At 70.1% G+C, this 23,640-nt stretch carries 21 protein-coding genes; 9 read left to right on the plus strand and 12 right to left on the minus strand.

Annotation, left to right across the window (positions count from 1 at the left end):
- The first annotated feature begins 164 nt into the window (after positions 1-164).
- From ACWD3E_RS03515 to ACWD3E_RS03530, 4 genes are all read left to right on the plus strand, one after another.
- The gene (locus tag ACWD3E_RS03515) at positions 165-1,685 is read left to right on the plus strand and encodes a peptide ligase PGM1-related protein (protein ID WP_451385855.1); all 1,521 of its coding nucleotides are present in this window, start codon (positions 165-167) and stop codon (positions 1,683-1,685) included.
- Between the two features lie 101 nt (positions 1,686-1,786).
- The gene (locus ACWD3E_RS03520; RefSeq protein ID WP_451385856.1) at positions 1,787-2,791 is read left to right on the plus strand and encodes a class I SAM-dependent methyltransferase; all 1,005 of its coding nucleotides are present in this window, start codon (positions 1,787-1,789) and stop codon (positions 2,789-2,791) included.
- Positions 2,788-3,573: a 2-keto-4-pentenoate hydratase gene (locus ACWD3E_RS03525; RefSeq protein ID WP_451385857.1), complete on the plus strand. Its 786-nt coding sequence runs from the start codon at positions 2,788-2,790 to the stop codon at positions 3,571-3,573. The genes ACWD3E_RS03520 and ACWD3E_RS03525 overlap by 4 nt, the downstream gene beginning before the upstream one ends.
- 147 nt (positions 3,574-3,720) lie before the next feature.
- Positions 3,721-4,371, plus strand: a complete 651-nt coding sequence (locus ACWD3E_RS03530) for a DUF4360 domain-containing protein (RefSeq protein WP_451385858.1) — start codon at positions 3,721-3,723, stop codon at positions 4,369-4,371.
- Positions 4,372-4,669: 298 nt separating this feature from the next.
- Here ACWD3E_RS03530 and ACWD3E_RS03535 read toward each other — a convergent pair whose 3' ends face one another.
- The 9 genes from ACWD3E_RS03535 to ACWD3E_RS03575 form a co-directional block, all read right to left on the minus strand.
- Positions 4,670-6,499, minus strand: coding sequence for a pyridoxal-dependent decarboxylase (locus tag ACWD3E_RS03535; RefSeq protein WP_451385859.1), 1,830 nt, complete (start codon positions 6,497-6,499; stop codon positions 4,670-4,672).
- A gap of 149 nt (positions 6,500-6,648) precedes the next feature.
- Positions 6,649-8,211 carry a pyridoxal phosphate-dependent aminotransferase gene (locus tag ACWD3E_RS03540; RefSeq protein ID WP_451385860.1) on the minus strand — a complete coding sequence of 521 codons (1,563 nt, stop codon included), beginning with the start codon at positions 8,209-8,211 and terminating at the stop codon, positions 6,649-6,651.
- A 104-nt stretch (positions 8,212-8,315) separates the two neighbouring features.
- Positions 8,316-9,488: an aldose epimerase family protein gene (locus ACWD3E_RS03545; protein ID WP_451385861.1), complete on the minus strand. Its 1,173-nt coding sequence runs from the start codon at positions 9,486-9,488 to the stop codon at positions 8,316-8,318.
- Positions 9,489-9,510: 22 nt separating this feature from the next.
- Positions 9,511-10,755, minus strand: coding sequence for a multiple monosaccharide ABC transporter permease (gene mmsB / locus ACWD3E_RS03550; protein WP_451385862.1), 1,245 nt, complete (start codon positions 10,753-10,755; stop codon positions 9,511-9,513).
- Positions 10,752-12,311, minus strand: coding sequence for a multiple monosaccharide ABC transporter ATP-binding protein (gene mmsA / locus ACWD3E_RS03555; RefSeq protein WP_451385863.1), 1,560 nt, complete (start codon positions 12,309-12,311; stop codon positions 10,752-10,754). Before mmsA ends, mmsB begins: the two co-directional genes overlap by 4 nt.
- 48 nt (positions 12,312-12,359) lie before the next feature.
- On the minus strand, positions 12,360-13,469 hold the full coding sequence (gene chvE / locus ACWD3E_RS03560) for a multiple monosaccharide ABC transporter substrate-binding protein (RefSeq protein WP_451385864.1): 1,110 nt from the start codon (positions 13,467-13,469) through the stop codon (positions 12,360-12,362).
- Between the two features lie 35 nt (positions 13,470-13,504).
- Positions 13,505-14,476, minus strand: coding sequence for a hypothetical protein (locus tag ACWD3E_RS03565; RefSeq protein ID WP_451385865.1), 972 nt, complete (start codon positions 14,474-14,476; stop codon positions 13,505-13,507).
- Positions 14,477-14,602: 126 nt separating this feature from the next.
- A complete protein-coding gene (locus ACWD3E_RS03570; protein ID WP_451385866.1) occupies positions 14,603-15,607 on the minus strand; it encodes a zinc-dependent alcohol dehydrogenase in 1,005 nt (334 codons plus the stop codon).
- Positions 15,604-16,761 (minus strand): mandelate racemase/muconate lactonizing enzyme family protein, encoded by a 1,158-nt coding sequence (locus ACWD3E_RS03575; RefSeq protein ID WP_451385867.1) that lies wholly within the window; start codon positions 16,759-16,761, stop codon positions 15,604-15,606. The genes ACWD3E_RS03570 and ACWD3E_RS03575 overlap by 4 nt, the downstream gene beginning before the upstream one ends.
- Positions 16,762-16,963: 202 nt before the next feature.
- Between ACWD3E_RS03575 and ACWD3E_RS03580 the strand changes: the two genes are divergently transcribed.
- Both ACWD3E_RS03580 and ACWD3E_RS03585 read left to right on the plus strand, forming a co-directional pair.
- Positions 16,964-17,866 (plus strand): SCO2400 family protein, encoded by a 903-nt coding sequence (locus ACWD3E_RS03580; RefSeq protein ID WP_451385868.1) that lies wholly within the window; start codon positions 16,964-16,966, stop codon positions 17,864-17,866.
- 185 nt (positions 17,867-18,051) lie between these two features.
- Complete coding sequence (locus ACWD3E_RS03585; protein WP_451385869.1) at positions 18,052-19,209, plus strand: serine hydrolase domain-containing protein; 1,158 nt, start codon at positions 18,052-18,054, stop codon at positions 19,207-19,209.
- Between the two features lie 72 nt (positions 19,210-19,281).
- Here ACWD3E_RS03585 and ACWD3E_RS03590 read toward each other — a convergent pair whose 3' ends face one another.
- Both ACWD3E_RS03590 and ACWD3E_RS03595 read right to left on the minus strand, forming a co-directional pair.
- Complete coding sequence (locus ACWD3E_RS03590; protein ID WP_451385870.1) at positions 19,282-19,701, minus strand: organic hydroperoxide resistance protein; 420 nt, start codon at positions 19,699-19,701, stop codon at positions 19,282-19,284.
- A 96-nt stretch (positions 19,702-19,797) separates the two neighbouring features.
- Positions 19,798-20,796: an NADP-dependent oxidoreductase gene (locus ACWD3E_RS03595; protein ID WP_451385871.1), complete on the minus strand. Its 999-nt coding sequence runs from the start codon at positions 20,794-20,796 to the stop codon at positions 19,798-19,800.
- 96 nt (positions 20,797-20,892) lie between these two features.
- On the opposite strand from ACWD3E_RS03595, the gene ACWD3E_RS03600 reads away from it, so the two are divergent.
- Positions 20,893-21,327: a MarR family winged helix-turn-helix transcriptional regulator gene (locus ACWD3E_RS03600; protein WP_451351319.1), complete on the plus strand. Its 435-nt coding sequence runs from the start codon at positions 20,893-20,895 to the stop codon at positions 21,325-21,327.
- Between the two features lie 20 nt (positions 21,328-21,347).
- Positions 21,348-22,151 carry an EI24 domain-containing protein gene (locus ACWD3E_RS03605; RefSeq protein ID WP_451385872.1) on the plus strand — a complete coding sequence of 268 codons (804 nt, stop codon included), beginning with the start codon at positions 21,348-21,350 and terminating at the stop codon, positions 22,149-22,151.
- Here the strand turns inward: ACWD3E_RS03605 and ACWD3E_RS03610 are convergent.
- Positions 22,141-23,106 carry a LysR family transcriptional regulator gene (locus ACWD3E_RS03610; RefSeq protein WP_451385873.1) on the minus strand — a complete coding sequence of 322 codons (966 nt, stop codon included), beginning with the start codon at positions 23,104-23,106 and terminating at the stop codon, positions 22,141-22,143. The two genes, ACWD3E_RS03605 and ACWD3E_RS03610, sit on opposite strands and share 11 nt — an antisense overlap.
- 58 nt (positions 23,107-23,164) lie before the next feature.
- On the opposite strand from ACWD3E_RS03610, the gene ACWD3E_RS03615 reads away from it, so the two are divergent.
- Positions 23,165-23,554 (plus strand): RidA family protein, encoded by a 390-nt coding sequence (locus tag ACWD3E_RS03615; RefSeq protein ID WP_451385874.1) that lies wholly within the window; start codon positions 23,165-23,167, stop codon positions 23,552-23,554.
- The last annotated feature ends 86 nt before the right edge of the window (positions 23,555-23,640 follow it).

The following is a 23,640-nucleotide window of genomic DNA, read 5'->3' on the forward strand; positions in this document are numbered from 1 at the left end:
ATCAGGGACCGCACTTGCCGGTAGGCCAGTCATGAGGCGCACAGGGGCGCTCACGCACTGCTTCCACAACGTAGCACGCCGTCTCTGACCTCGCCCTTCCAAGCGCGTCGGTGGCCGGGCCGGGCGGCAGCGGCTACGGTCGAAACGCGCTTGAGGAGGTAACCGTGGAAACCCAGCTTCGCCGCGGCCCGGCCCAGGTCCACATCCAGAGCCGGGAGTGCGATCCGCAGATCCTGGGGCGCTTCACCGGCGCGTCCTTCTTCCCGGAGCGGCTGCTCGGCTGGGCGATCATCGACACGGTGTGCCGGGGCGACGGCACTCTCCTGTACGTCACCGCGCCGCCGGTGCTGGACGCCGACGAGCAGGTCGACTACTACCTCGGGCTGCTGGGCCCCGGCCACGGCGACGCGCGCACCCGGGTTCGCCTGGTGGGCGTGGACGACCTCAGCCCCCGCTGGCTGAGCGAGAAGGTCCTCGATCCGGACAACCCGCAGGCCGCCGTGGTCCGCGAGGCCATCCGGGAGTTCCTGGACAGTCATCGGCGCGACGGCGGCGACGTCCGGCTGAAGTACTTCGAACCGTCCGCACCGCTGGAGCGCTTCGCCCGGGAGCTGGGGGTGCCGGGCAACCAGCCGCACTCGTCCTGCATTCCGCTGGGCACCAAGCAGTCCGGCCGCCGCCTCTTCGCCGAGGCCGGCATCCCGGTCCCCGTGGGCTCCGACGAGCTGCGCCACACCCTGGCCGACATCGCCGTGGAGGTGGCGCGGTTGGCGCGCTCGGGGCACCGCGCGGTGATGATCAAGCTGGACGACGCCGCCAACGGAGCCGGTCTGGGCAACGCGCTGCTGGACCTCGACGACCTGGGGCTCTCGCCGGGGAAGAACGGGGCCTATGGAGCGAGCGACGACAAGGCGCCGGCCGAACGCGTTCTCACCGCCCTGCCCCGGGCCACCCTCGTGGACCCCACGATCACCTGGGACGACTACGTCCGGATGGTCGAGAAGACCGGTGCCGTCGTGGAGGAGTGGATCAGGGACGACACCCTGTGCAGCCCCAGCTTCCAGGGCAGGATCACCGACGCCGGCACGGTGGAGGCGGTCTCCACCCATGACCAGGTGCTCGGCGGCCACGACCAGAGCTACACCGGCTGCCGGTTCCCGGCGAGCGCCGAGTACCGGCAGACGCTCATCGACTACGGGCTGCGCATCGGCCGGGCGTTGCGGGAGCGAGGGGTGGGCGGGGGCGACTACGGGGTGGACTTCCTCGCCCGGCGCACCGCCGACGGCTGGCAACTCCTGGGCTGCGAGATCAATCTGCGGGGCACGGGGACCAGGCATGCCTTCGGCATCGCCTCCGCGGTGCTGGGTACGCGCGCCACGCCCGACGGCCGGCTGCTCGTCGGCGGGCCCGAGGGCTTCGAGCGCGTCTACGAGTGCTCGGACTCCATCATCGACCCGCGCTACGCGGGGCTGCGGCCGGCCCGCCTGATCCGCGCGGTCACCGAGTCCCCCCTCGGTTACGACCCCGAGCGCGCGACGGGCGTGGTGCTGCACACGCTCAGCGCCGCCACGTACCACGGGAAGTTCGGCGCCGTGTGCATCGGGGCGGACCGGGCCGAGGCCACGGCGCTGCTGCGAGGGCTGCGGGAACTGGTGGACGGCTTGGTGGATCCGGCGTTGCGCTGAGCGGTGGGTCGCGCGGCAGCCATTCGGGTTCGGAGTGTGACGGACGGTGCCACGCGTGGAACGGCTGCTGTGCCGGGTCCCACCCACGAAGGAGACACGTCATGAGCACCGTCACGCCCAGGGCGGCGGAATCCTCGCTCGAGTACGCGGCCGACCTCGCCGCGGTCGCGGCCCTCCTGCAGATCGGCGCCGAACTCGGAGTGGACCAACTGCTGGACTCGGGTGAGGACTTCACCGCCGCCGAACTGGCCCGGTACGCGGGCGTGCCACAGGACAGGGCCGCCGGCTACCTGCGCGCCCTGGCCGCCGCCGGACTGCTCGTCGACACCGGAACCGGCGGCCGTCACCGGGTCTCGGACGACTACCCGGCGCTCAGATACCAAACGGGCTATGTGTCCTGGGCGATGAGCGCGAACGGCCCGTTCATCATGAACGCGCGGGGGTTCTTCACCGACGGCGAGACCGCCGCGCGGCACCACCGCCGTGACGGCCGCCGGGTCGCGGTCAGTTCGCGCTGGATCGGTGAACAGGCTTTCTATCCCCCGGTACTTGACCGGGTGGAGGCGGCCGGTGCACAGCGGGTGGTGGACCTCGGCGCGGGCGCCGGCCGGCTGCTGATCCAGCAGCTCCAACGGGACGCCACCCGCACGGGCGTGGCGGTCGACATCAGCGCGGCTGCGTGCGTGGCGGCGCGGGAGGCCGCCGAGGAGGCCGGGGTGGGCGACCGGCTCCAGGTCGTCGAGCGCTCGGTCGAGTCCCTGGTGGACGACCCCGCCCCGATCGAGGGCGCCGACGTCATCCAGGCCTGCTTCGTGATGCACGACGTCAACCAGGACCCGGCCGTCCTCGACGCCGTACTGGGCCGTTGCCGGGAAGCGCTCGCGGACAACGGGTTCATGGCCGTGGTCGACGCGGTCTCCTACGCGCCCCACCCCCGGGAACGCAGGTTCAGCGCGCTCTTCACCTACCTGCACGCGGACTTCATGGGCGTACGTCTGCCGAGCGAGCGGGAGTGGGAGGACAAGTTCCGGGCGGCCGGCTTCTCGAAGGTGGAGTGCGAGCCACAGGTGTTCCCGGGCGGCCGGCTCTTCGTGGCGACGAAGTGAACGCCCGTCTTCACCGGCAGCTCGCGGACGAACTCCTGACGGCAAGGAGAAAGCGCCGCCCGGTGCCGCGGATCTCCACACGCCACCCGGAACTCACCCTGCGGGACGCCTACGCCGTCCAGGCCGAGCTGCGCGCGCTGGAGTCGGCGGACGGAGCGGTGGTGGTCGGGTACAAGATCGGCGCCACCAGCGAGGCCATCCAGCGGATGTTCGGGATCGATCAGCCTGACTTCGGCTACCTCACGGACCGGATGATGCTGTCCGACGGCTGCTCCGTGGACGCGGAGCGGTTCATCGCTCCGAAGATCGAGGGAGAACTCGCCTTCCGGCTGGGCGAGAACCTCGCCGGTGACTCCGTGACGGCGCAGGACGTACTGGACGCCACGTCCGAAGTCATGCCGGCGCTGGAGATCTGTGACAGCCGGATCGAGCACTGGGACATCGGCCTGGTGGACACCGTGGCCGACAACGCGTCGTCGGGCATGGCGGTGCTCGGTCCGCCCGTCCCGCTGGACGGCACGGATCTCGCGGCGGAACAGATGGTCTTCCAGGCGGGCGAGCAGGTGCAGGCGGCGTACGGCTCCGCGGTGCTGGGCCACCCGGCGCAGGCCGTGGCCTGCCTGGTGCGCATCCTGGCCGCGTACGGCACCGGCATCAGCTCCGGCCAGGTCGTGCTCGCGGGCTCCTGGGCCGGCGCCGTCGACCTGCTGCCCGGCACCCTGGTGAAGGCCTCCTTCGGCCGACTGGGCTCGGTGTCCCTCACTGTGAACAGCCCGCTGTGAATGGCCTGAGTTCACTCTCCCGGGGCGGAGCGGGACTTTCTACGATGCTCAACGCCTCCCCCTTCCTTCACAGGTTCCACACAGTTTCTTCAAAGTTGAACGGATGGGTCGGAGGTCTCACCCCCCACTCGACAACCTGGAGAAACCATGGCTGGTGGAGTTCTGCTGAGCGGTGCCATAGCCGCTCTGCTCACCGCCGCGTTACCCGCCCAGACCGCCTCTCCCGTCGTGGACGACCCGCCCCCGGACAAGATCGTCATCGACGTCGCCACGGTGAACGGCTCGGGCTGCCCCGCGGGCACGGCCGCCGTGGCCGTCTCCCCGGACAACACCGCCTTCACGGTGACCTACAGCGACTACCTCGCCCAGGCCGGCGGCACCTCCGATCCCACGGCCTACCGCAAGAACTGCCAGCTCAACCTGGTCGTGCACGTCCCGCAGGGCTTCACCTACGCCATCGCCAGCGCCGACTACCGGGGCTTTCTCTCGCTCCAGCCCGGCGCGAGAGGCACGCAGAAGGCCTCGTACTACTTCCAGGGCTCCCCGAACACCGCGGCGCGAACCCACCCGTTCAGCGGCCCCTACAACGATGACTGGCAGGCCACCGACAGCACCGACTGGGCCCAACTGGTCTGGGCCCCCTGTGGGGTCCTCCGCAACTTCAACATCAACACCGAGTTGAGAGTGAACGCGGGGACGCAGGCTCCGGGCAAGGTCAGCTTCATGACGATGGACTCGACCGACGGAGACATCAGCACGGTGTACCACCTGGCGTGGAAGGAGTGCCCGAGCACATAACCATGCGACCGCCGGCGCGCGGGGGCGCATGCCTCCCCATGGTCCTGCCCTCGCGCGCCGCCCGCTTCCATCACTCGACGCTGGGCGACCCGCATGCTCCCCTGGGTGAACGTGCCCGGCGCGACGTACCGGGTCAACCGCCGCCTGTCGTACACCGTGGGCGACGGCCGCGTGACCTTCGTGAAGACCGGCTGCTCGCGGCGGCCGAGTGCGTGCTGTCCGAGTGGGCCCCGAACACACGGGGGCCGGGTTCTCCCCGGTCGGAACTCGGGGAGAACCCGGCCGCTGCGGTTCGCGCCTACTCCATGCCGCGTCCGATGAAGGGCACGCCGCCCAGGGAGATGAACTCCTCGGCGAGGTCCACCGCGGGGAGGGCGGCCAGCTGGGCCTCCAAGGACTCCAGGGCCTCCAGGGCCTTCCTGAGCTCCGCCTCCTCCCTCTCGACCGGCGGAGTCGGCTCGATGAAGGCGTCGCTCGTCTGGAGGTCGTAGACCAGCTCGTCGACCTCCTCCCGCGTCGTCGACGGCATCACGAACGCGTGCACGTGCTCGCCGACCTCGGACATCGACCACTTGGCGAGCAGGCGCGCGTTGGGGCGCCGGAAGCGGACGCTGAACGATCCAGGTGTCCGCGCGACGTCAAGAGACGGCGTGATCTTGATTTCCTTGAGCCGCCGCTCCATGTATTCCGCCAGTTCCATCGCGATGCGGCAGCGCTCGACCTGGTCGCCGTACGAGAACTGGGCGAGCGCGTTCCACATCACCAGCGGGGAGAACCCGTTGCGCGAGCCGGCGAAGGTGGTGTCCTTGGAGCCGATCACCTGCACCTCGGCGGGCGGCGCCATCTGGTACTTGACCTTGGTCATGTACAGGCTGCACGGCCAGGGGACGCCGGGCCACTTGTGGCCGCTCATCGAGATGGACGAGACCATGTCCACGCTCTTGCCCTTCTTCGTCTTCGCCCTCAGGCCGAAGTCGAACTCGGGCAGCGTGACCTCGGGGGTCCACTGGAAGACGTGCGGTTCCGCCGCGGCCATGCGCATGAAGGGGCCGTACCCCGCGCCGAGGGCTCCGTCGACGTGAATCCAGAAACGGCGGCGCTTCACCTTCTTCTTGGCGCCGTAGTTCAGTTCGTGCTCGAGGTGCTTCGGCTCGAAGAGCGGCAGCAGCTTGCCGCAGATCTCCTCGACGTGGTCGTGGGAACCCTTGAAGGTGCTGCCGTAGTTGAGGCTCACCAGGATCGGGTGCCCCTCCGTCACGAAGAAGTCGACGAGCTTGATGAGCTTGTCGATGTCGACCTCACCGTCGGCGTTGGAGGGAACCCCTTCCCTGACGCTCTCCCAACCGCCCGCGATGGGGCACTTCTTGTTCTTGATGTACTTGAACTTCTGAGCCGCGCCGTAGACGTTGTACATGCCCAGCACCCGCATCCCCTTGCCGAAGGAGTAGTGGGTGTCCTGCGAGTAGAACGCGACCGGGGTGAAGAACTTCTCGTTCTTCGCCGAGATCTCGGGCTCCACATGGGTGAGCGTCGTCCTGCCGTCGGACGTGGTCTTGAGGAGCGCCTTGCCCGAGAGGTAGTCGCGCGCGTTCCACAGGGCGTAGAGGTTGGCCTCGGTGGAGCCCATCGAGGTCATGTAACCCCAGTACGATTCGCCGTCCTTGGGGTTGTGCGGCCACTTCGCGTGCCACAAGGACGCGTAGTAGTCGAGTACGGCCCGCTCCGCGACCCGGGTGTTGGGCTTGTAGCCGCCGCGGTCGAACGGGTCGCCCATGTTGTTGACGTGGAAGTCCAGGAACCGGGAGAGGTCCCGTTTGCTGCCGTCGGTGTCCTGGCTGAACTGGTAGCCCAGCATGTGTTCGCGTTTGTGGGCCAGGTACTTCAGCATGGCGTCCAGCGCCTTGTTGCGCTGCGCGTCGGTGAGGGCCTGACCCGAGATCTGGAACTGACGCGAGTCGATACCCGGCTCCTCCGGGTACACATGGGCGGGGTCGTTGAGCGGTCCGCTGACCAGCCCGGCCTGGCCGTCGTGGAGTCCCTGGCTCTGCAGGATCTCCTCCCAGGTCTCATGAGTGGGACCGAACGGAAATTCGGCGGTGCTCCGGGGGCTGGACTGATCGACCGTCATGCGGGGCTCTCTCCCATTCGGCTCGCGGTGCGATCTTTCGCACCTGGCAGCCACAGTGGCCGTTCAGCCACCCCGCATATGACGCAGACACCTCCAAACAGGGCCGTATTCCCCCGTACGGTCGTATGTATGTATGTGTTGTTCGATCATCACTCCCCGGCCGCGCTCGGCCAGCTCCGGGCGTTGGGCCAGCCCGTTGCCGGAGCGGGCGCCAGGCCGGTGGCGAGGGCCGGGGTGCCCCGGGCCGTCGTACCGCGCACCTGGGCGGCCGTGAGGCCCCCGCGGGCCGGGACGCCCGGCGGGGTGATGCCCGGCGGGGTGGGGACGGAAGCAGGTACGGGGGCCGCGGGTGCGGGTGCCGGGGGCGTCGGCTGTTGTTCCGGGACCGCCCGGGCTGGCGCCGGTTGTTGTTCCGGGACCGCCTGGGCTGCCGCCGGCAGCGGCATCCCGTCGCCCATCGGCGTGGCGGCGGGGAGCGGCATGCCGGCGGCCGGGGCGGGAGCGGCGGCCACGGCGCGAGCCTGTGCGGCCAGACCGGGCACACCGGACCCGTTGGTCACGGTCATCAGCCGGTCCACCGCCGCCGTACCCGAGCTGTAGCTGGTCCCGTTGCTCAGCTCGGGTACGGCGGCTCCCCTCCTGGACCCGTAGAGCACCGACTCCAGGCCGGACACCAGGCGACGCACGTCGGCCTGGGGGCGCACCACGAGCCGCAGGAAGCGGCTGGACGAACCGATCTTGTTGCCGCACTCGCGGACCAGGATCCGGTGCTCGGTGAGCAGCCGGTCCCGGACCGCCGTGCCTTCCGCGCCTACGGGCAGGCGCACGAAGAGGAAGTTCCCCTGGGAGGGGTAGACCGTCAGGCCGGGCAGCGCCGACAGCGCACTCGCCATCTCCAGGCGGTCCCGGCGTATCTGCGCGAGGCTCTGGGCGTACTCCGGGCCGTGGTCGCGGAGCATGAACACCACATGCTCGGCAAAGGAGTTGACGTTCCACTTCGGGAGCGTCGCGCGGACGCGGCCCGCCAGGGCCGGGTTCGCCACCAGGTAGCCGCAGCGGATGCCGTGCAGGCCGAAGTTCTGGCCCAGGCTGCGCAGCACGACCACGTTGGGGCGCAGGATCGCCTCCTGGACGACACTCGGGTCCGCCTCCGCGTCCGCGAACTCCAGGAACGACTCGTCCACGACGATCAGGTCCAGGTCCGCCAGCGCGTCCATGAACGCGATCACGGACTGCTTGGGCAGGTAGCCGCCGTCAGGGTTGTTGGGGTTGCAGATCACCGCCGCCCGGCTGCCGCGGGCACGGATGAACTCGGCGTACCGGCCAAGGTCCAGGGCGAAGCCGTTCACCTCCTGGAGCGGGAACATGTCGACCCGCTTGCCCGTCTCCACCGGCTGGTCCGTCCAGCGGCCGAAGGTGGGGACCGGGACGGCCAGGGACTCGCGGACCAGCAAGTGGTCCAGCCAGGTGATCAGTTCGGTCGAGCCGTTGCCCATCGCCACACACTGCGGGGGCAGTTGGAGCAGATCGCACAGTTCGGCCGTGATGGTGTCGGCTCTGCTCGGGTAGCACGTGATGAGCTCGGGCAACCGGGCCGCCAGCTCGTCGAGCATGGCCGGCGTGGGGAAGTACGGGTTGCACGGGACACAGAAGTCCACCGGGCCCGCTGCGTCTCCACTGTCCTGGAACAGCGAGGTGACGTTGTCAGGCAAGGGAACCTCCGTCGGCTGGATGGCCCGTGCGGGGGAGGCACGGGCCACCCTTGGATACGGAGGGGGCGGCAGTGGCGTTCAACTCGCCTGTCGTGTGGGCCGCGTCACCCGCCCTGTGTCCCGAACGTGTGGATCGTCGTCGTCCGGTACGTCTGCCCCGGCCGCAGCACCGTCGACGGGAAGTCGGCATGGTTCGGCGAGTCCGGAAAGTGCTGGGTCTCCAGGCACAGCGCGTCGCCCTGGCGGTAGGTGTGGCCGCCGGTGCCGGTCAGGGTGCCGTCGAGGAAGTTGCCGGAGTAGAACTGGAGCCCCGGCTGGTCGGTGGCGATCTTCAGGGTGCGGCCGGAGCACGGGTCGCGCAGGGTCGCCGCATGCTCGGGCTTCGCCGTGAGGCCCTTGTCCAGCGCCCAGTTGTGGTCGTAGCCCTTGGCCTGCACCTGCTGCTCATGGCCCGCGCGGATGTCCCGGCCGATGGGCTTGGCCCGGCGGAAGTCGAAGGGGGTGCCCGCGACTTCGGCCAGCTCGCCGGTGGGGATCAGGCCGGAGTCGGTGGGGGTATAGCGGGAGGCGGCGATCGTGAGTTCGTGGTCCTCGATCGTGCCGCTGCCCTCGCCGGTCAGGTTCCAGTAGACATGGCTGGTGAGGTTGACGATGGTCGCCTTGTCGGTGGTGGCCTCGTAGTCGATGCGCCACGCGCCGTGCCGGGTCAGCGTGTACGTCACCCTCGCCCTGAGCGTGCCCGGGTAGCCCATCTCCCCGTCGACGCTCGTGTAGTACAGGCGCAGGCCGACGTCCGAGCCCTCGGTGAACGGCTCCACGTCCCACACGTGCTTGTCGAAGCCCTGCTTGCCGCCGTGCAGGCTGTTCACGCCGTCGTTGACGGAGAGCTGATAGGCCGTGCCGTCGAGGGTGAACCGCCCCTTGCCTATGCGGTTGCCGTAGCGGCCGATCAGGGCGCCGAAGTACGGGCTCTTCGCCACGTAGTCGTCGAGGTTGTCGAAGCCCGCGGACACGTTGGCGTACCGGCCGTGCCGGTCGGGGAGCTCCAGGGCCTGGACGATGCCGCCGTAGGAGAGGACCTTCAGGCGGGTGCCGCCATTCTCCAGCGACCAGCGGTGGACCTTCGTGCCGTCGGCGAGCTTGCCGAAGAGTTCCTTCACCGGCTTTCTGCCTCCCGGCGAACCGGTGGCGGCCTGGGCCGGGCCCGTGCTGATGGTGGACGCGGCGAGGCCCGCCGCCGCGGCTCCCGCGATGACCGTGCGTCTGTTCAGTTCCATGTGTGCGGCTCCCTTCGAGCGCCTACGAACCGGACTTGCGCTTGTTCCACACGTCGAAGCCGACCGCCACCAGCAGGGCGAAGCCCTTGATGACCTGCTGCCAGTCGGTGCCGACGCTGAGGAGGTTCATACCGTTGTTCAGCACGCCGAGGACGAGACCGCCGATGATCGCGCCGAGAACGGTACCGACACCGCCGCTCATGGACGCGCCACCGATGAACGACGAGGCGATGGCCTCGAGTTCGTAGTTCAGGCCCGCCTTCGGCGAGGCCGCGTTGAGGCGGGCGGCGATCGCCAGACCCGCCAGGGCCGCGAGCGCGCCCATGTTCAGGAAGACGTAGAAGGTGACCTTCTTGTCCTTGATGCCGGACAGCCTGGCCGCCGGCAGGTTGCCGCCGATCGCGTAGATGTGCCGCCCGAACACCGCGTTGCGCATGACGTAGCCGTAGCCGACGACGAGCGCGCCGAGGATGATCAGCACGATCGGGGCGCCCTTGTAGCTGGCGAGCAGCAGGGTCACGACGAGGACCGCGGCGACCAGGGCGACCTGCTTGAGCAGGAAGAGCCGGGTCGGCACCACGTCCAGGGCGAACTCCTGCTGGCGGCGCCGGTCGCGGAACTCCTGCCAGACCACGGCCGCGATCAGGACGAGCCCCATCAGCAGGGTGAGGTTGTGGTAATTGGTGTTCGGGCCGACCTCGGGCAGGAAGCCGTTGCCCATCTTCTGCAGGCCGTCGGGGAAGGGGCCGAGGGTCTGCCCCTTGAGCAGGATCTCCGTGAATCCGCGGAAGATCAGCATGCCGGCGAGGGTGACGATGAACGACGGTATGCCGAGATACGCGATGAAGAACCCCTGCGCCGCGCCCGCTGCCGCGCCGGCCAGCAGGCACAGCACCACGGCGACCGGCCAGGGCACACCGTGCTCCACCGTCAGCAGGGCCGCGAACGCGCCCACGAACGCGGTCAGCGAGCCGACCGACAGGTCGATGTGGCCCGCGATGATCACCAGCATCATGCCGATCGCGAGGATCAGGACGTAGGCGTTCTGCAGCACCAGGTTGGAGACGTTGTGCGGCAGCAGCAGGTCCCCGTCCGTCCAGATCGCGAACAGTACGACGATCAGGCCGAGCGCGATCAGCATGCCGTACTGGCGCATGTTGCGGCGCAGGCCGTCCAGCATCAGCTGGAGCAGACCCGCTTCGGCGGTCGGCCCGCTCCTGCCCGGCGGCGCGGGGGCCGGGCTCTTGGCGGTCACATCCGTACTCATCGCATTACCTCTTTGTCCTGTGTGTCCTTCGTCATCCGGCGCATCAGCACTTCCTGCGTGGCCTCGGCCCGCGGCACCTCACCGGTCAGCCGCCCGGCGGCCATCGTGTAGATGCGGTCGCACATGCCGAGCAGTTCGGGCAGCTCGGAGGAGATGAAGACGACCGCCTTGCCCTGTGCGGCGAGTTGGTCGATGACCGTGTAGATCTCGTACTTGGCGCCCACGTCGATGCCGCGCGTGGGCTCGTCCAGGATCAGCACGTCGGGACCCGCGAAGATCCACTTGCTGAGGACGACCTTCTGCTGGTTGCCGCCCGACAGCTTGCCCACCGGCTCGAAGACGGTCGGCGCCTTGATGTTCATGGTCGTGCGGAAGCCCTCGGCGACCTGCCGCTCCTCGTGCTCGTCGACGATGCCCCGCTGGGCGACCTTGCGCAGCGCGGTCAGCGAGATGTTGCGGTGGATGGTGTCGATGAGGTTGAGGCCGTAGTGCTTGCGGTCCTCGGTGACATAGGCGATGCCGTGCCCGACCGCCTCGGCGACGGTCTTCGTCCGGATCTCCTGGCCGTCCTTGAGGACCGTGCCGCCCGCGTAGCGGCCGTACGTCCGTCCGAAGACGCTCATGGCGAGTTCGGTGCGGCCGGCGCCCATCAGGCCCGCGATTCCGACGATCTCCCCGCGGCGCACCTGGAGGGACACGTCGTCCACGACCTTGCGCTGCTGGTCGATCGGGTGGTGCACGGTCCAGTTGCGGATCTCCAGCGCCGGGGCCGCGCCCGCCTCCGGCTGGTGCGGAGTGCGTTCCGGGAAGCGGTGGTCGAGGTCCCGGCCGACCATGCCGGCGATGATCCGCTCCTCGGTCGTCTCCGGCGCCTTCACGTCCAGCGTCTCGATGGACCGGCCGTCCCGGATGATCGTCACCGAGTCGGCGGCCTTGCGGATCTCGTTCAGTTTGTGGGAGATGATGATCGAGGTGATGCCCTGGTCCTTCAAGTCCAGGATGAGGTCGAGGAGTTTGCCGCTGTCCTCGTCGTTCAGGGCCGCCGTCGGCTCGTCCAGGATCAGCAGTTTCACCTGCTTGGACAGCGCCTTGGCGATCTCCACGAGCTGCTGCTTGCCCACGCCGATGTCGGCGACGCGGGTCTCCGGGTGCTCGTCCAGACCGACCCGGCGCAGCAGTTCGGTGGCGTGTCTGAGGGTGTCGTGCCAGTTGATGAACCCGCGCCGGGCGTGCTCGTTGCCGAGGAAGATGTTCTCCGCGATGGAGAGATACGGCACCAGCGCCAGCTCCTGGTGGATGATGACGATGCCGTGCTGCTCGCTCGCCCGGATGTCCTTGAACTGGGACACCTCTCCCTCGAAGAGGATGTCCCCCTCGTAACTGCCGTACGGGTGGACGCCGGAGAGCACCTTCATCAAGGTGGACTTCCCGGCGCCGTTCTCGCCGCAGATGGCGTGGACCTCGCCCTGCCGGACGGTCAGGGTGACGTCCGACAGCGCCTTGACACCGGGAAAGGTCTTGACGATCGAGCGCATTTCCAGGACGGGTCCCGCCATGGTCGTGCCTTCCAGTCAGTGGGGCCAACAGTGGGGTGTGGGCGGGGACTACTTGAGCTGGGAGTCGGTGTAGTAGCCGGTCTTGACCAGCGCGTCCTCGTAGTTGCTCTTGTCGACGCTCACCGGCTGGAGCAGGTAGGCGGGCACGACCTTGGTCCCGTTGTTGTACGACTTGGTGTCGTTGACCTCGGGCTTCTTGCCCTTGAGCACGTCGTCGACCATGGTCGCGGCGACCTTGGCCAGCTTGCGGATGTCCTTGTAGACCGTCTGCGTCTGCTCACCGGCGATGATCGACTTCACCGAGGCCAGCTCGGCGTCCTGGCCGGTGATGACCGGCAGCGGCTTGCTGCCCGAGCCGTAGCCGTCCGACTTGAGCGAGGACAGGATGCCGATGGAGATGCCGTCGTACGGGGAGAGGACCGCGTCGACGTGCTGCGACTTGTAGGACGCGGTGAGGATGTCGTCCATGCGCCGCTGCGCGGTCGCGCCGTCCCAGCGCAGGGTGGTGATCTTGTTCAGGGCGGTCTGGCCGGAGCGGACCACCAGCTGCTTCTTGTCCATGTACGGCTTCAGGACGCTCATCGCGCCGTTGAAGAAGTACTGGGTGTTGTTGTCGTCGTTGGAGCCGGCGAACAGCTCGATGTTGAACGGGCCCTTCTTGCCGCTGTCCAGGCCCAGCTTGTGCACGATGTACGTGCCCTGGAGCCTGCCGACCTTCTCGTTGTCGAAGGACGCGTAGTAGTCGACGTTCTTGGTGCCGAGGATCAGGCGGTCGTAGGAGATGACCGGGATGTTCGCGTCCGCGGCCTCCTGGAGCACGCTGTTCAGGGACTTGTTGTCGATGGCCGCGACGATCAGGCCCTTGACGCCCTGCGTGATCAGGTTCTCGATCTGCGAGACCTGGGTCTCCGGGTCGTCCTCGCCGTAGACCAGCTTGGTCTTGTAGCCCTTGGCCTGGAGTTCCTTGACGACGTTCTTGCCGTCGGCGATCCAGCGCTCGGAGGACTTGGTCGGCATCGCGATGCCGATGGTGCCCCCCTTCGCGCTGCCCGTCTTCTCCTTGCTGCCGCCCGAGCTGTCCTGGCCGCAGGCGGTCAGGGTGAGGGCGAGCGAGGCGGCTCCGGCTATCGCGGCGATGGCGGCTCTGCGGTTGCGCATGGTGATCAGTCCTTGTCGGTCTCGTCGTTGAGAGGTCACGCGGTGGTGGCGGGGAAGCGGTGGAGCGGGCCCGGCAGCCGGGAGCCGAGCGGCGCCATGTCGCCGCCGGCGCCGTGCCGGGCGAGCAGGTCCAGGGCGAGCCGGCCGCGCCGCACCCGCTCCCGGGCGGTGGCCAGGGTCACGCCCCGCAGATGGGTGCCCCACGGGTAGATGCCGGGAGCCCTGGACAGACCGAACTTCAGGTAGAGCGGTGCGCCACGCCGGATCAGCTCGGCGACCTCGTACATCCGCACATAGCCGCCGAGGTCGTCGGGAGCCTCGATGTACATGTCCATGGGCGCGCCGGACACCCGGCGGATCTCGGTGAGGTGATCGAGCGTCAGATCGCTCGGTACGTTGACCGAGTCGGCGCCGAGCCGTTCGTAGAGGGCGTACGAGGCCGGGTTGACGGGCCCGATCAGTGCCGAGACCTTCAGCGTGGTGTCGGCCGGGATCAGCCCCGCCTCGCGCGCCCGGTGCAGGGTCCACAGCACGCCCTCGTCGGCGACCAGCAGGCACTTGACGCCCAACTCGGTTGCGCGGACGGCGTCTTCGACGCAGCCGGCCACGGCGTCGTGGCCCCGGGCGCGCAGTCCGGCCCCCCGCGAGTCGGAGCGCACCGAGCCGCCGATGTCCCAGGTGCCGCGCGGGCCGGTGAACAGGCAGAGTTCGATGTCGCGTTCGGCCGTCGCCTCGACCATCTCGGTGATCTCGGCGTCGGTGAGCATCCACACCCCGCTGCCCTGGCTGATCCGGTGGATCGGCACATCGAGGCGCGAGGCCTCCTTGAGGACGACCGCCAGCGCCTCGGGACCCTCGCACGAGGGGATCTCGGTGCGCCAGCGGCCACCGCCCGGGAAACTGTGAGCGGAGGCGTCGGCGGGGTCGAGCGCGGGCGCGCCCAGGCCGAGTGCGGCGAGCACCTGCTCGCCGGGCCTGCGGGCTGCCGGGGCGGAAGCGTCGGTCACAAGCTGTCCTTTGTGTTCGAGACCCGTGTTCGAGATTTCGGACAAGGTTCGGGTCATTGGGTGCGGAAAGGCCGTGGTGGTACGCCGGCCGGAACGCCGTCAGGTCACGCCCCGGCCGGCGTACGGCTACGGACGGAGCAGCACCTTGCCCACCTTGGGATCCCCGGCGCCCACGAGGTCGATGGCCTGGGAGAACTCCGTCAGCGGCAGCTCGTGCGTGACCAGCGGCAGCGGGTCCAGCAGCCCGGCGCCGAACACCCGCACGGCGTGCGCCCAGGCGGCGGGCGGCGCCCCGAAGACCGTGTGCACCTCCAGCTGCCGTACGACCAGATCGGTCGGGTCGAGCCCGTCCGCGCCCGGCGCCGGGATGCCGGTCAGGACCAGGCGTCCGCCGCGCCTGAGCAGGGAGGCGGCGGTGCGCGCGGCGGCCGCGGACCCGGCGGCCTCGACGACGACGTCGAAGTCGGCCGGGAGTTCCTGGTCCTTGAGCCGGAAGTCGGTCGCCCCGAACTGCCGGGACAGCGCCTCCCGTTCCCGCCCGGCGCCCACGACCAGCAGCTCCGCCGGCGAGACCGCCTTCAGGAACTGCACCGCGAACATCCCGAGGGTGCCGGTGCCGACGACCGCGACGCGCTCGCCCGGCCGGGCGTCGGCCTTGAGCGCGGCGGCGGCGACGCAGGCGGCCGGCTCCAGCAGGGCGGCGGCGGTGAGGTCGGCGTCGTCCGGCAGCGGGTGCAGCAGGCGGGCGGGCAGGGTGAGCGTGGCCGCCATCGCGCCGGGCCGGGTGAAGCCGGTCTCCTCGTACCCGGCCGTGCACAGCGTGGTCTCACCGGCGTGACACCGTTCGCAGACCTGGCAGTTACGGAAGCCCTCGCCGACCACCTTGCGGCCGACCAGATCCGCGGGCACCCCGGCGCCGACCGACTGCACCGTGCCGGACCACTCGTGGCCCGGGGTGAGCGGGTAACGGACGTAACCCTCGGGCCGGTTGCCCTGGTGGACCTCGCGGTCGCTGCCGCAGATGCCGACGGCGTGCACGCGGACCAGCGCCTCGCCGGGTCCGGGGTCCCGGGGCGTGTGCTCCTCGACGCGGTGGACGCCAGGCGCCTCGATGACGACGGCGCTGCTCACTTCGTCCCCTTCGGCCTGCGCTGCTCCCAGCCCTCGGCCCACAGGTCGAACCGGGCCTGCTGCTGCGGGAATTCGGCCGCCGCGGCGACGTCCAGCTCGACCCCGAGCCCGGGTGCGTCGGAGAGGTGGAAGTAGCCGTCGACCACCTCCGGCGCCCCCTTGACCACCTTCTTGATCTCCGCGTCGGCGAAGTCGTTGAAGTGCTCCAGGATCTTGAAGTTCGGGGAGGTGAAACCGACTTGGAGGGAGGCGGCGGTCAGCACCGAACCGCCCACGTTGTGCGGGGCGACCAGCACGTAGTGGGTCTCGGCGGTGGCGGCCAGCTTCCGGGTCTCCCAGATGCCGCCGATGTGGCCGACGTCGGGCTGGATGATGTCCGCCGCCTGGCTCTCGAACAGCTCGCGGAACTCGATCCGGTCGTGGATGCGTTCACCGGTGGCGACCGGGATGTCGGTCTTGGCGGCGACCTTCTCCAGCGCCTTGAGGTTCTCCGGCGGCACGGGCTCCTCCAGCCAGGCGGGCTTGAAGGGCGCGAGTTCCTTCGCCAGCCGTACGGCGGTGGCGGGAGAGAAGCGGCCGTGCATCTCCAGCATCAGCTCGGTGTCCGGCCCGACGGCGTCCCGTACGGCCTCGATGAGCGAGACGGCGTACAGGCTCTGCTCATGGTCCAGCTCGAAGTGCCCGGTGCCGAACGGGTCGATCTTCAGCGCCCTGTACCCGCGCTCCACGACCTGCTGGGCGGCCTTGTGGTAGGCCTCCGGAGTCCGCTCGGTGGTGTACCAGCCGTTGGCGTACGCCTTGACCCTGTCGGTCACCTTCCCGCCGAGCAGCTGCCACACCGGTACGCCGAGGGCCTTGCCCTTGATGTCCCAGCACGCCATCTCCACGACCGCGATGCCCGACATGACGATCTCGCCGGCGCGGCCGTAGTCGCCGTACTTCATCCGGCGGACCAGGTCCTCGATCGCGAACGGGTCCGAGCCGAGCACGTGGTTGGCCTCGGCCTCCCGCAGGTAGCCGAGCAGCGCGTCGGTGCGGCCGAGCATCCGGGTCTCGCCGACTCCCGTGATCCCCTCGTCGGTGTGCACCTGGACGTAGGTCAGATTGCGCCACGGCGTACCGACCACGTGTGTGCTGATTCCGGTGATGCGCACGGCAGTTGCCTCTCAGCTGTTCGAGATTTCGTCACCCGTTCGAAATGCTGGCGTGACAGTAAGGACGAGGCGGCGGGGGTGTCAATGGGGCGAACGGGTAACGGTTTCGGCAAGGCTTTCGAGAACTTCTTTCGCCCTCGCACGAAACATTCACAAGCGCACCTAGGAACGTAACCCATCAGGAATCTAGTCTTCCGGCGTCATGGACTTCTGCCACCCGTGCCGCAGGCACCTCAACGGCGCCCTGGCCTGCCCAGGGTGCGGCACGCCGGCGCACGCCCTCGCCGCAGCTGCGGACGCACCTGCCGCCGCCGTGCGCGCGTACGCGCTCGCCGGCGAGGTGCCGGGGCGCGGCGGTCCTGCGGCGCAGGGCGGCCACGCGGGATACGTCAGCTACGACGGCCAGGCGAGCCCTGCCGAAGCGGCCGGACACGGGGTTTTGGAGTGGCAGGAAGAGCCGGGTGCGCCGGAAGAAGCGGAACAGCCGGAGGAAGCAGAGCAGCGGGATCGGCGCGACGACCCCGAGCCCGGGGGCCGGGCCGCCCGGCGCCGGGGGCAGGGTGGTGCCAGTGCCGGTCGCGCCGGTGCCGACGCCAGCCGGCGTGACCGCAAGGCCGCCGCGCACCGGCGCCGCCGTCGCCGTACCGTGCTGATCGCCGCGGGCTTCGTGCTGGCGGCGGGCGGCCTCAGCATTGCCGAACTCGGCACGGACGCCCCCTTCTCCGGCGACAAGCCGGCGTCGTCCCGGGACACCTCGGCGGACGGTGGCACGTCCTCCGCGTCCCCGGAGAGCTCCGCCGACCCGCTCGGCGACACCCCCGGCGGCGCGCCCGGCGCGGGCGCCACGGCCTCCGCGAGTGTGTCGGCCTCCCCGTCCGCCGGCAAGTCCGCGAAGGGCAAGGACTCCGCGTCCCCGTCCGCGAAGGCGACGCACAGCGCGGGGCAGTCGACCGGCACGGGCTCCGGCGGGGCCACCGCGGCGCCGACCGCCAAGCCGACGGCCCGTCCGACGACCGGGCCGACCGCGCAGCCCACGGCCTCGGTCCCGCCGCCGGCCCCGTCGCCCACACAGACCTGCACCCGCTTCCTGTGGTGGTGCACCTGAGGCCCTGAGGCCTCCCCTTCGGGCAGGGTCATCGGCCATCCGGGGCATATATGACACCAACCGGGCGGTCGGACTGTTGAGTCGAACGGATACCCCTCGCCGTACCGATCCGGGGAACGTCCGGCGGCGGAACGGGCGTTGCGCGCGGGGAAAGCGCCGACCAGCTGCACAGTTGAGGAGAGCGGATGACACAGGGGATCACTGTCCACGGCATGGTCGCCGAGGGCTTCGAGGCGGTGCGTGAGGAGTTCGCCGCTTTCGTGGCGGAGGAACAGGACGACTACGAGGGCCAGTTGTGCGCCTACGTCCACGGCCGCCGGGTCGTCGACCTGTGGGCCGGGGACGGCGTGGACGGGGATTCGCTCTACGGCGTGTACTCGGCCACCAAGGGAGCGGCGCACCTGGTCGTGGCCCTGCTGGTGCAGGACGGCACGCTGGACGTGGACCGTAAAGTCACCTACTACTGGCCGGAGTTCGGTTCCGAGGGCAAGGGCGAGCTGACCCTGCGGGAGCTGCTCGCGCACCGGGCCGGACTCGTCGGCGCCGACACCGGGTTCACCCTGGCGGAGCTGGCGGACGACCGGGCGATCGCCGAACGCCTTGCCGACCAGCGGCCGTTCTGGAGGCCGGGCACGGCCTTCGGCAACCACGCGCTGGTCGTCGGCGCGCTGACCGGCGAGGTCGCCCGCCGGGCGACGGGCCGCACGCTCCAGGAGCTGTACGAGGAGAGAGTCCGCGCCCCCTACGGCCTGGATTTCCACCTGGGCCTGGCGGCCTCGCACGAGCCCCGCTTCCGCCCGGCGCTTCGGGCGGTGCCGAGCCCCGAGCAGCGGGCGATGCTCGACGAGATGCCGGCTGCCCCGAACTCCCTGGCCGCGATCGCCTTCAACCGGCACGGAGCGGAGCCGACCGACCTGGCGGCCCTGGTCAACGAGCCGCTGGTGCGCGCGCAGGGCCCCGCCTCGGTCGGCGGGGTCGGCTCCGCGCGCGGCCTCGCGGGCATGTACGCGGCGATGATCAGCGAGCGGGACGGCAAGGCGCCGCTGCTGAAGGAGGACACGGTCGCGGAGTTCGGCCAGTTCCACTCCGTGGGCTACGACCTGGTGGCCCGCGGCCACAAGGCGTACGGCATCGGCTTCCAGATCACCGCCGACACCTGGCACCCCTTCCTCGGCGCCGGCACGATCGGCCACAGCGGCGCGAACGGCACCCAGTCCTACGCGGACCCGCGCAGCGGCGTCGCCTACGCCTACCTCCGCCGCCGCTTCCCCTTCCCCGGCGGCGCGGCCCCGGAGAACAACAGGCTCGCGGCGGCGGTACAGACGGCGGTGCTGAAAGCCTGACCCAGGTCGCACACACGGAAGGCCGCACCCCACGTCCAAGGGTGCGGCCTCCGCCGTGCGCAACGAGCGAGGTCAGGCCAGCGTCACGGTGATGTTCCCGCGCGTCGCCTTCGAGTACGGGCACACCTGGTGCGCCTTCTCGATCAGGTCGCGCGCGGTGATCGTGTCGATGCCCGGGATGTTCGCGGAGAGCTCCACGATGATCCCGAAGCCGTCGTCGTTCTTGCCGATGCCGACCTTCGCGGTGACGGTCGAGCCGGAGACGTCGACGCCCTCCTGCCGGGCGACGACGCCGAGCGCGCCCTGGAAGCAGGCGCTGTACCCGGCGGCGAACAGCTGCTCCGGGTTGGTGCCGGCGCCGCTGCCGCCCAGCTCCTTGGGCGGGTTCACGACGACGTCGAGCTTGCCGTCGTCGGTGGCGACCCGGCCGTCGCGGCCGTTCTCGGCGGTGGCGACGGCGGTGTACAGGACCTCGGACTGCGTGATGGGCATGCGGTTGTCTTCCTCCTAGGTCCGCCGCGACTCGCGCCCACGATCGACGACGGAATTCGGAAAGAAGTTACCGCATACCGGAAAGCTCAGCCAGGGTCAGAGCTTGACGATCATCTTTCCTGTGTTGTCGCCGCGCAGGACCCCGAGGAACGCCTCCAGGTTGTTCTCGATGCCCTCGACCACGGTCTCGCGGTACTTCAGCGCGCCCGAGGCGATCCAGGGGGCGACCTCCTGGACGAACTGCTGCTGCATGTCGTAGTGGTCGCCGACCAGGAAGCCCTCCATCCGGCCGCGGGTCTGGATCAGCCGCGCGAGGTTCTTCGGGCCGGGGGCGGGCTCGGTGTTGTTGTAGACGGAGATCATGCCGCAGATGACGATCCGGCCGCGCTCGTTCAGCGACCCGATGGCCGCCTCCAGATGGTCCCCGCCGACGTTGTCGAAGTAGACGTCGATGCCGTCGGGCGCGGCCTCGCGCAGCTGCTCGGCGACGGAGCCGTTCTTGTAGTTGAAGGCGGCGTCGAAGCCGTACTCCTCCACCAGCAGCCTGACCTTCTCGTCGGACCCGGCGGAGCCGATGACCCGCGAGGCGCCCTTGAGCTTGGCGATCTGGCCCACCTGGCTGCCCACGGCGCCCGCGGCACCGGACACGAACACGACGTCGCCCTCCTTGAAGGCGGCGGTGCGCAGCAGGCCGGCGTAGGCGGTGAGGCCGGTCATGCCGAGCACGCCGAGGTACGCCGACAGGGGCGCGGCCTCGGGGTCCACCTTGACGGCCTGCCTCGGGTCCACGGCCGCGTACTCGCGCCAGCCGAAGAAGTGCAGGAGGTGGTCGCCGACGGAGATGCCCTCGGCGTTGGACTCGATCACCTCGCCGACCGCGCCGCCCTGCATGACCTTGCCCAGCTCGAACGGGGCGACGTACGACTGGGCGGCCGACATCCTGCCGCGCATGTACGGGTCCACGGAGAGGTACTTGTTCCGCACCAGCACCTGGCCCTCGCCCGGGGTCGGCATCGGGGTCTCGACCAGCGCGAAGTCCTCGGACTTCGGCCAGCCGACGGGACGGCTCAGCAGGTGCCACTCGCGGTTGATCATGACAGGACCTTTCCGGTTACTTCAGTTACTTCAGTACCTGAAACAACGGTGCCCCTGAATATTTCACTTGTCAAGTAAATGGGGTACCCTGAGTGCATGGCCACTCCGCACAGCACCCGTCCGGACGCACTGACCGTCGAGGTCGTCGAGCTGATCGCCGAGGTGGTCGGCCGCTACCACGCCGACTACGAAGAGGCCGCCGCCGGACACGCACTGACCGGCGCCCAGGCCAAGCTGCTCAGCCTGCTCTCGCTCGACCCGCTGCCCATGCGCAAGCTCGCGCAGAAGCTGAAGTGCGAGCCGTCGAATGTGACCGGCATCGTGGACCGCCTGGAGGCCCGGGGCCTGGTGGAGCGCCGCCCCGACCCCGCCGACCGTCGCGTGAAGCTGGCCGTCGCCACCGAGGAGGGCCTGCGCACCGCCCGCGAACTGCGCGAGGGCCTCCGCTTCGCCCGCGCCCCCCTGGCCGGCCTCTCCGACGAGGAACGCCGCACCCTGAGGGACCTGCTGCGCCGGATGATCGACGCCTGAGCCGAAGTAGAGTCCCCCCCATGCGCGATCTCGGGGTGGGGTTCGGATATCTGCTGAAGGGCCAGCGGTGGGTGGCCAGGCACGGGCGGCAGTACGGTTTCGGTCTGCTGCCCGGTCTGATCACCCTCGTGCTCTACGCGGCGGCGCTGGTCGTGCTCGCCGTCTGGGGCGAGGACGCGGTCGCCTGGGCGACGCCGTTCGCCGATGACTGGTCCAGCCCCTGGCAGGGCCTGTTCCGCGGCTTCCTCACCGCGGTCCTCTTCGCGCTCGGCCTCCTGCTGGCCGTCCTCACCTTCACCGCCGTCACCCTGCTGGTCGGCCAGCCCTTCTACGAGAGCCTCTCGGAGCAGGTCGACGCGGACGCCTCGCCCGACGGCACCGCACCACGGTCGGGCCTTCCGCTCTGGCGCGAGCTGTGGATCTCGGCCCGCGACAGCGTCCGCGTCCTCCTGCGCGCCGCACTCTGGGGCGTCCTGCTCTTCGCCCTCGGCTTCCTGCCCTTCGTCGGGCAGACCGTCGTCCCGGTGCTCGGCTTCTTCGTCACCGGCTTCTTCCTCACGGAGGAACTCACTTCCGTCGCCCTCCAGCGCCGCGGGGTCGAACTCCGCGCCCGCCTCACCCTGCTCCGCTCCCGCAAGACCCTGGCCTGGGGCTTCGGTACGCCCCTCGGCCTGGCCTTCCTGGTTCCGTTCGTCGCGGTGTTCCTGATGCCGGGCGCGGTCGCGGGCGCCACGCTGCTGGCCCGCGACCTGCTGGGCGAGGAGAGCGCCGAGGACGAGTCCGCTCCCGACGGGGAGCCCGACGCGGAGGGCGTCACTCCGTGAGCTGCTGTGCGGAACGGTCCGGCGCGAACCGCGCCACCTCCTCCCGCAGTACCGCCAGGAACGCCCGCGCCGCCGGCGACGCCGAGCGCCCCCGCGCGGTCGCCGCGTAGACCGCCCGGGCCGGCGCCTCCTCGTCCCGCACCGGAAGCAGCACCACGTCCGGGCGTACGGAGGCGGCGGCCAGCCCCGGTACCAGGGTCACCCCGAGCCCGGCCGCGACGTAGCCCTGCTTGGCCGTCCACTCGCCGACCACATGCGCCACCCGCGGCCGGAAGCCCTGCCGTACGGCCGCCTCCAGCAGGGTGCCCTCGGGTCGGTCGCTGCCGGAGATCCAGTCGGCGTCGGCGAGTTGGGCCAGCCGCACCCCGCCCGCACGGGCCAGTGGATGACCGGCCGGGACGGCGACGTACAGGGGCTCGTCCAGCAGGTGGTGCAGATCGTGGCCGGCGAGTGCGGCCCGGCCCGTCGTGGAGACGACCGCCAGGTCCAGCGCGCCGGCGGTCAGCCGGTCCAGCAGCGCGGGCGTGAGCCCTTCCTCACGCTCGATCCGGACGGCCGGATACCGGGCCCGGAAGGCGGCCAGGGCATGTGGGACGAGCGCCGCGTCCGCCGTGGCGAACGCCCCGAACCGCAGCCGCCGGCCTGCCGCTTCGCGCAGCACCGCCAGCTCGCGCCCCGCGCCCCGCAGCGACTGGGCGACCGCCTCCGCATGCGGCACCAGCGCCCGGCCCGCCTCCGTCAGCCGCACCCCGCGCGGCAGCCGGTCGAACAGCGGGCCGCCGCCCAGCGCCGACTCCAGCGACGCCACCTGCCGGGACACCGCCGACTGCGTCCAGCCCAGCACCCGCGCGGCCACCGTGAACGATCCGGTGCGCGTGACCTCCAGGAACGCCCGCAGCCACACCGTGGACAACTGCGGTATGTCGTAAGGGCTTTCATGGTGCGATACGCGCATGACAGCCATGCTAGACATCCGCTTGCCGCATCCGTCGGCTGGTTCTAGCGTCGACCGCATGCAGATCACCATCGGCAACCCCGCCTCCGCGCCCCAGCCCCACAACGACTTCTACTCCCAGGTCGCGCGCGTCGAACACGCCGACGGCAGCGCCCTGTTGTTCCTCTCCGGGCAGACCGCCGAGGGCGCCACCCTGGCCGAGCAGACCCGAGGCATCCTGGAGAACATCACCGCCCTGCTCAAGGCGCACGGCGCGACCCTCGCGGACGTCATCAACATCCGCACCTACCTCACCGATGTCACCAAGATCGCCGAATACGCCGACGTACGCCGTGAGTTCTTCACCGGCACCCCGCCGACCAGCATGACCACCGAAGTGCCCCGGCTGGTCCCGCCGGACTGCCAGGTGGAGATCGAGGTCGTGGCGGCCGTGCCCGTCCGGATGTGAAGGGTTCGTACGAGATCACGGCGAGCCGCCTGATCGGCAACCGTCGGCCGACGGCCCCGATTAACGTCTGATCCGGGACAAGTCCC

Source organism: Streptomyces sp. NPDC002676, assembly GCF_053592455.1.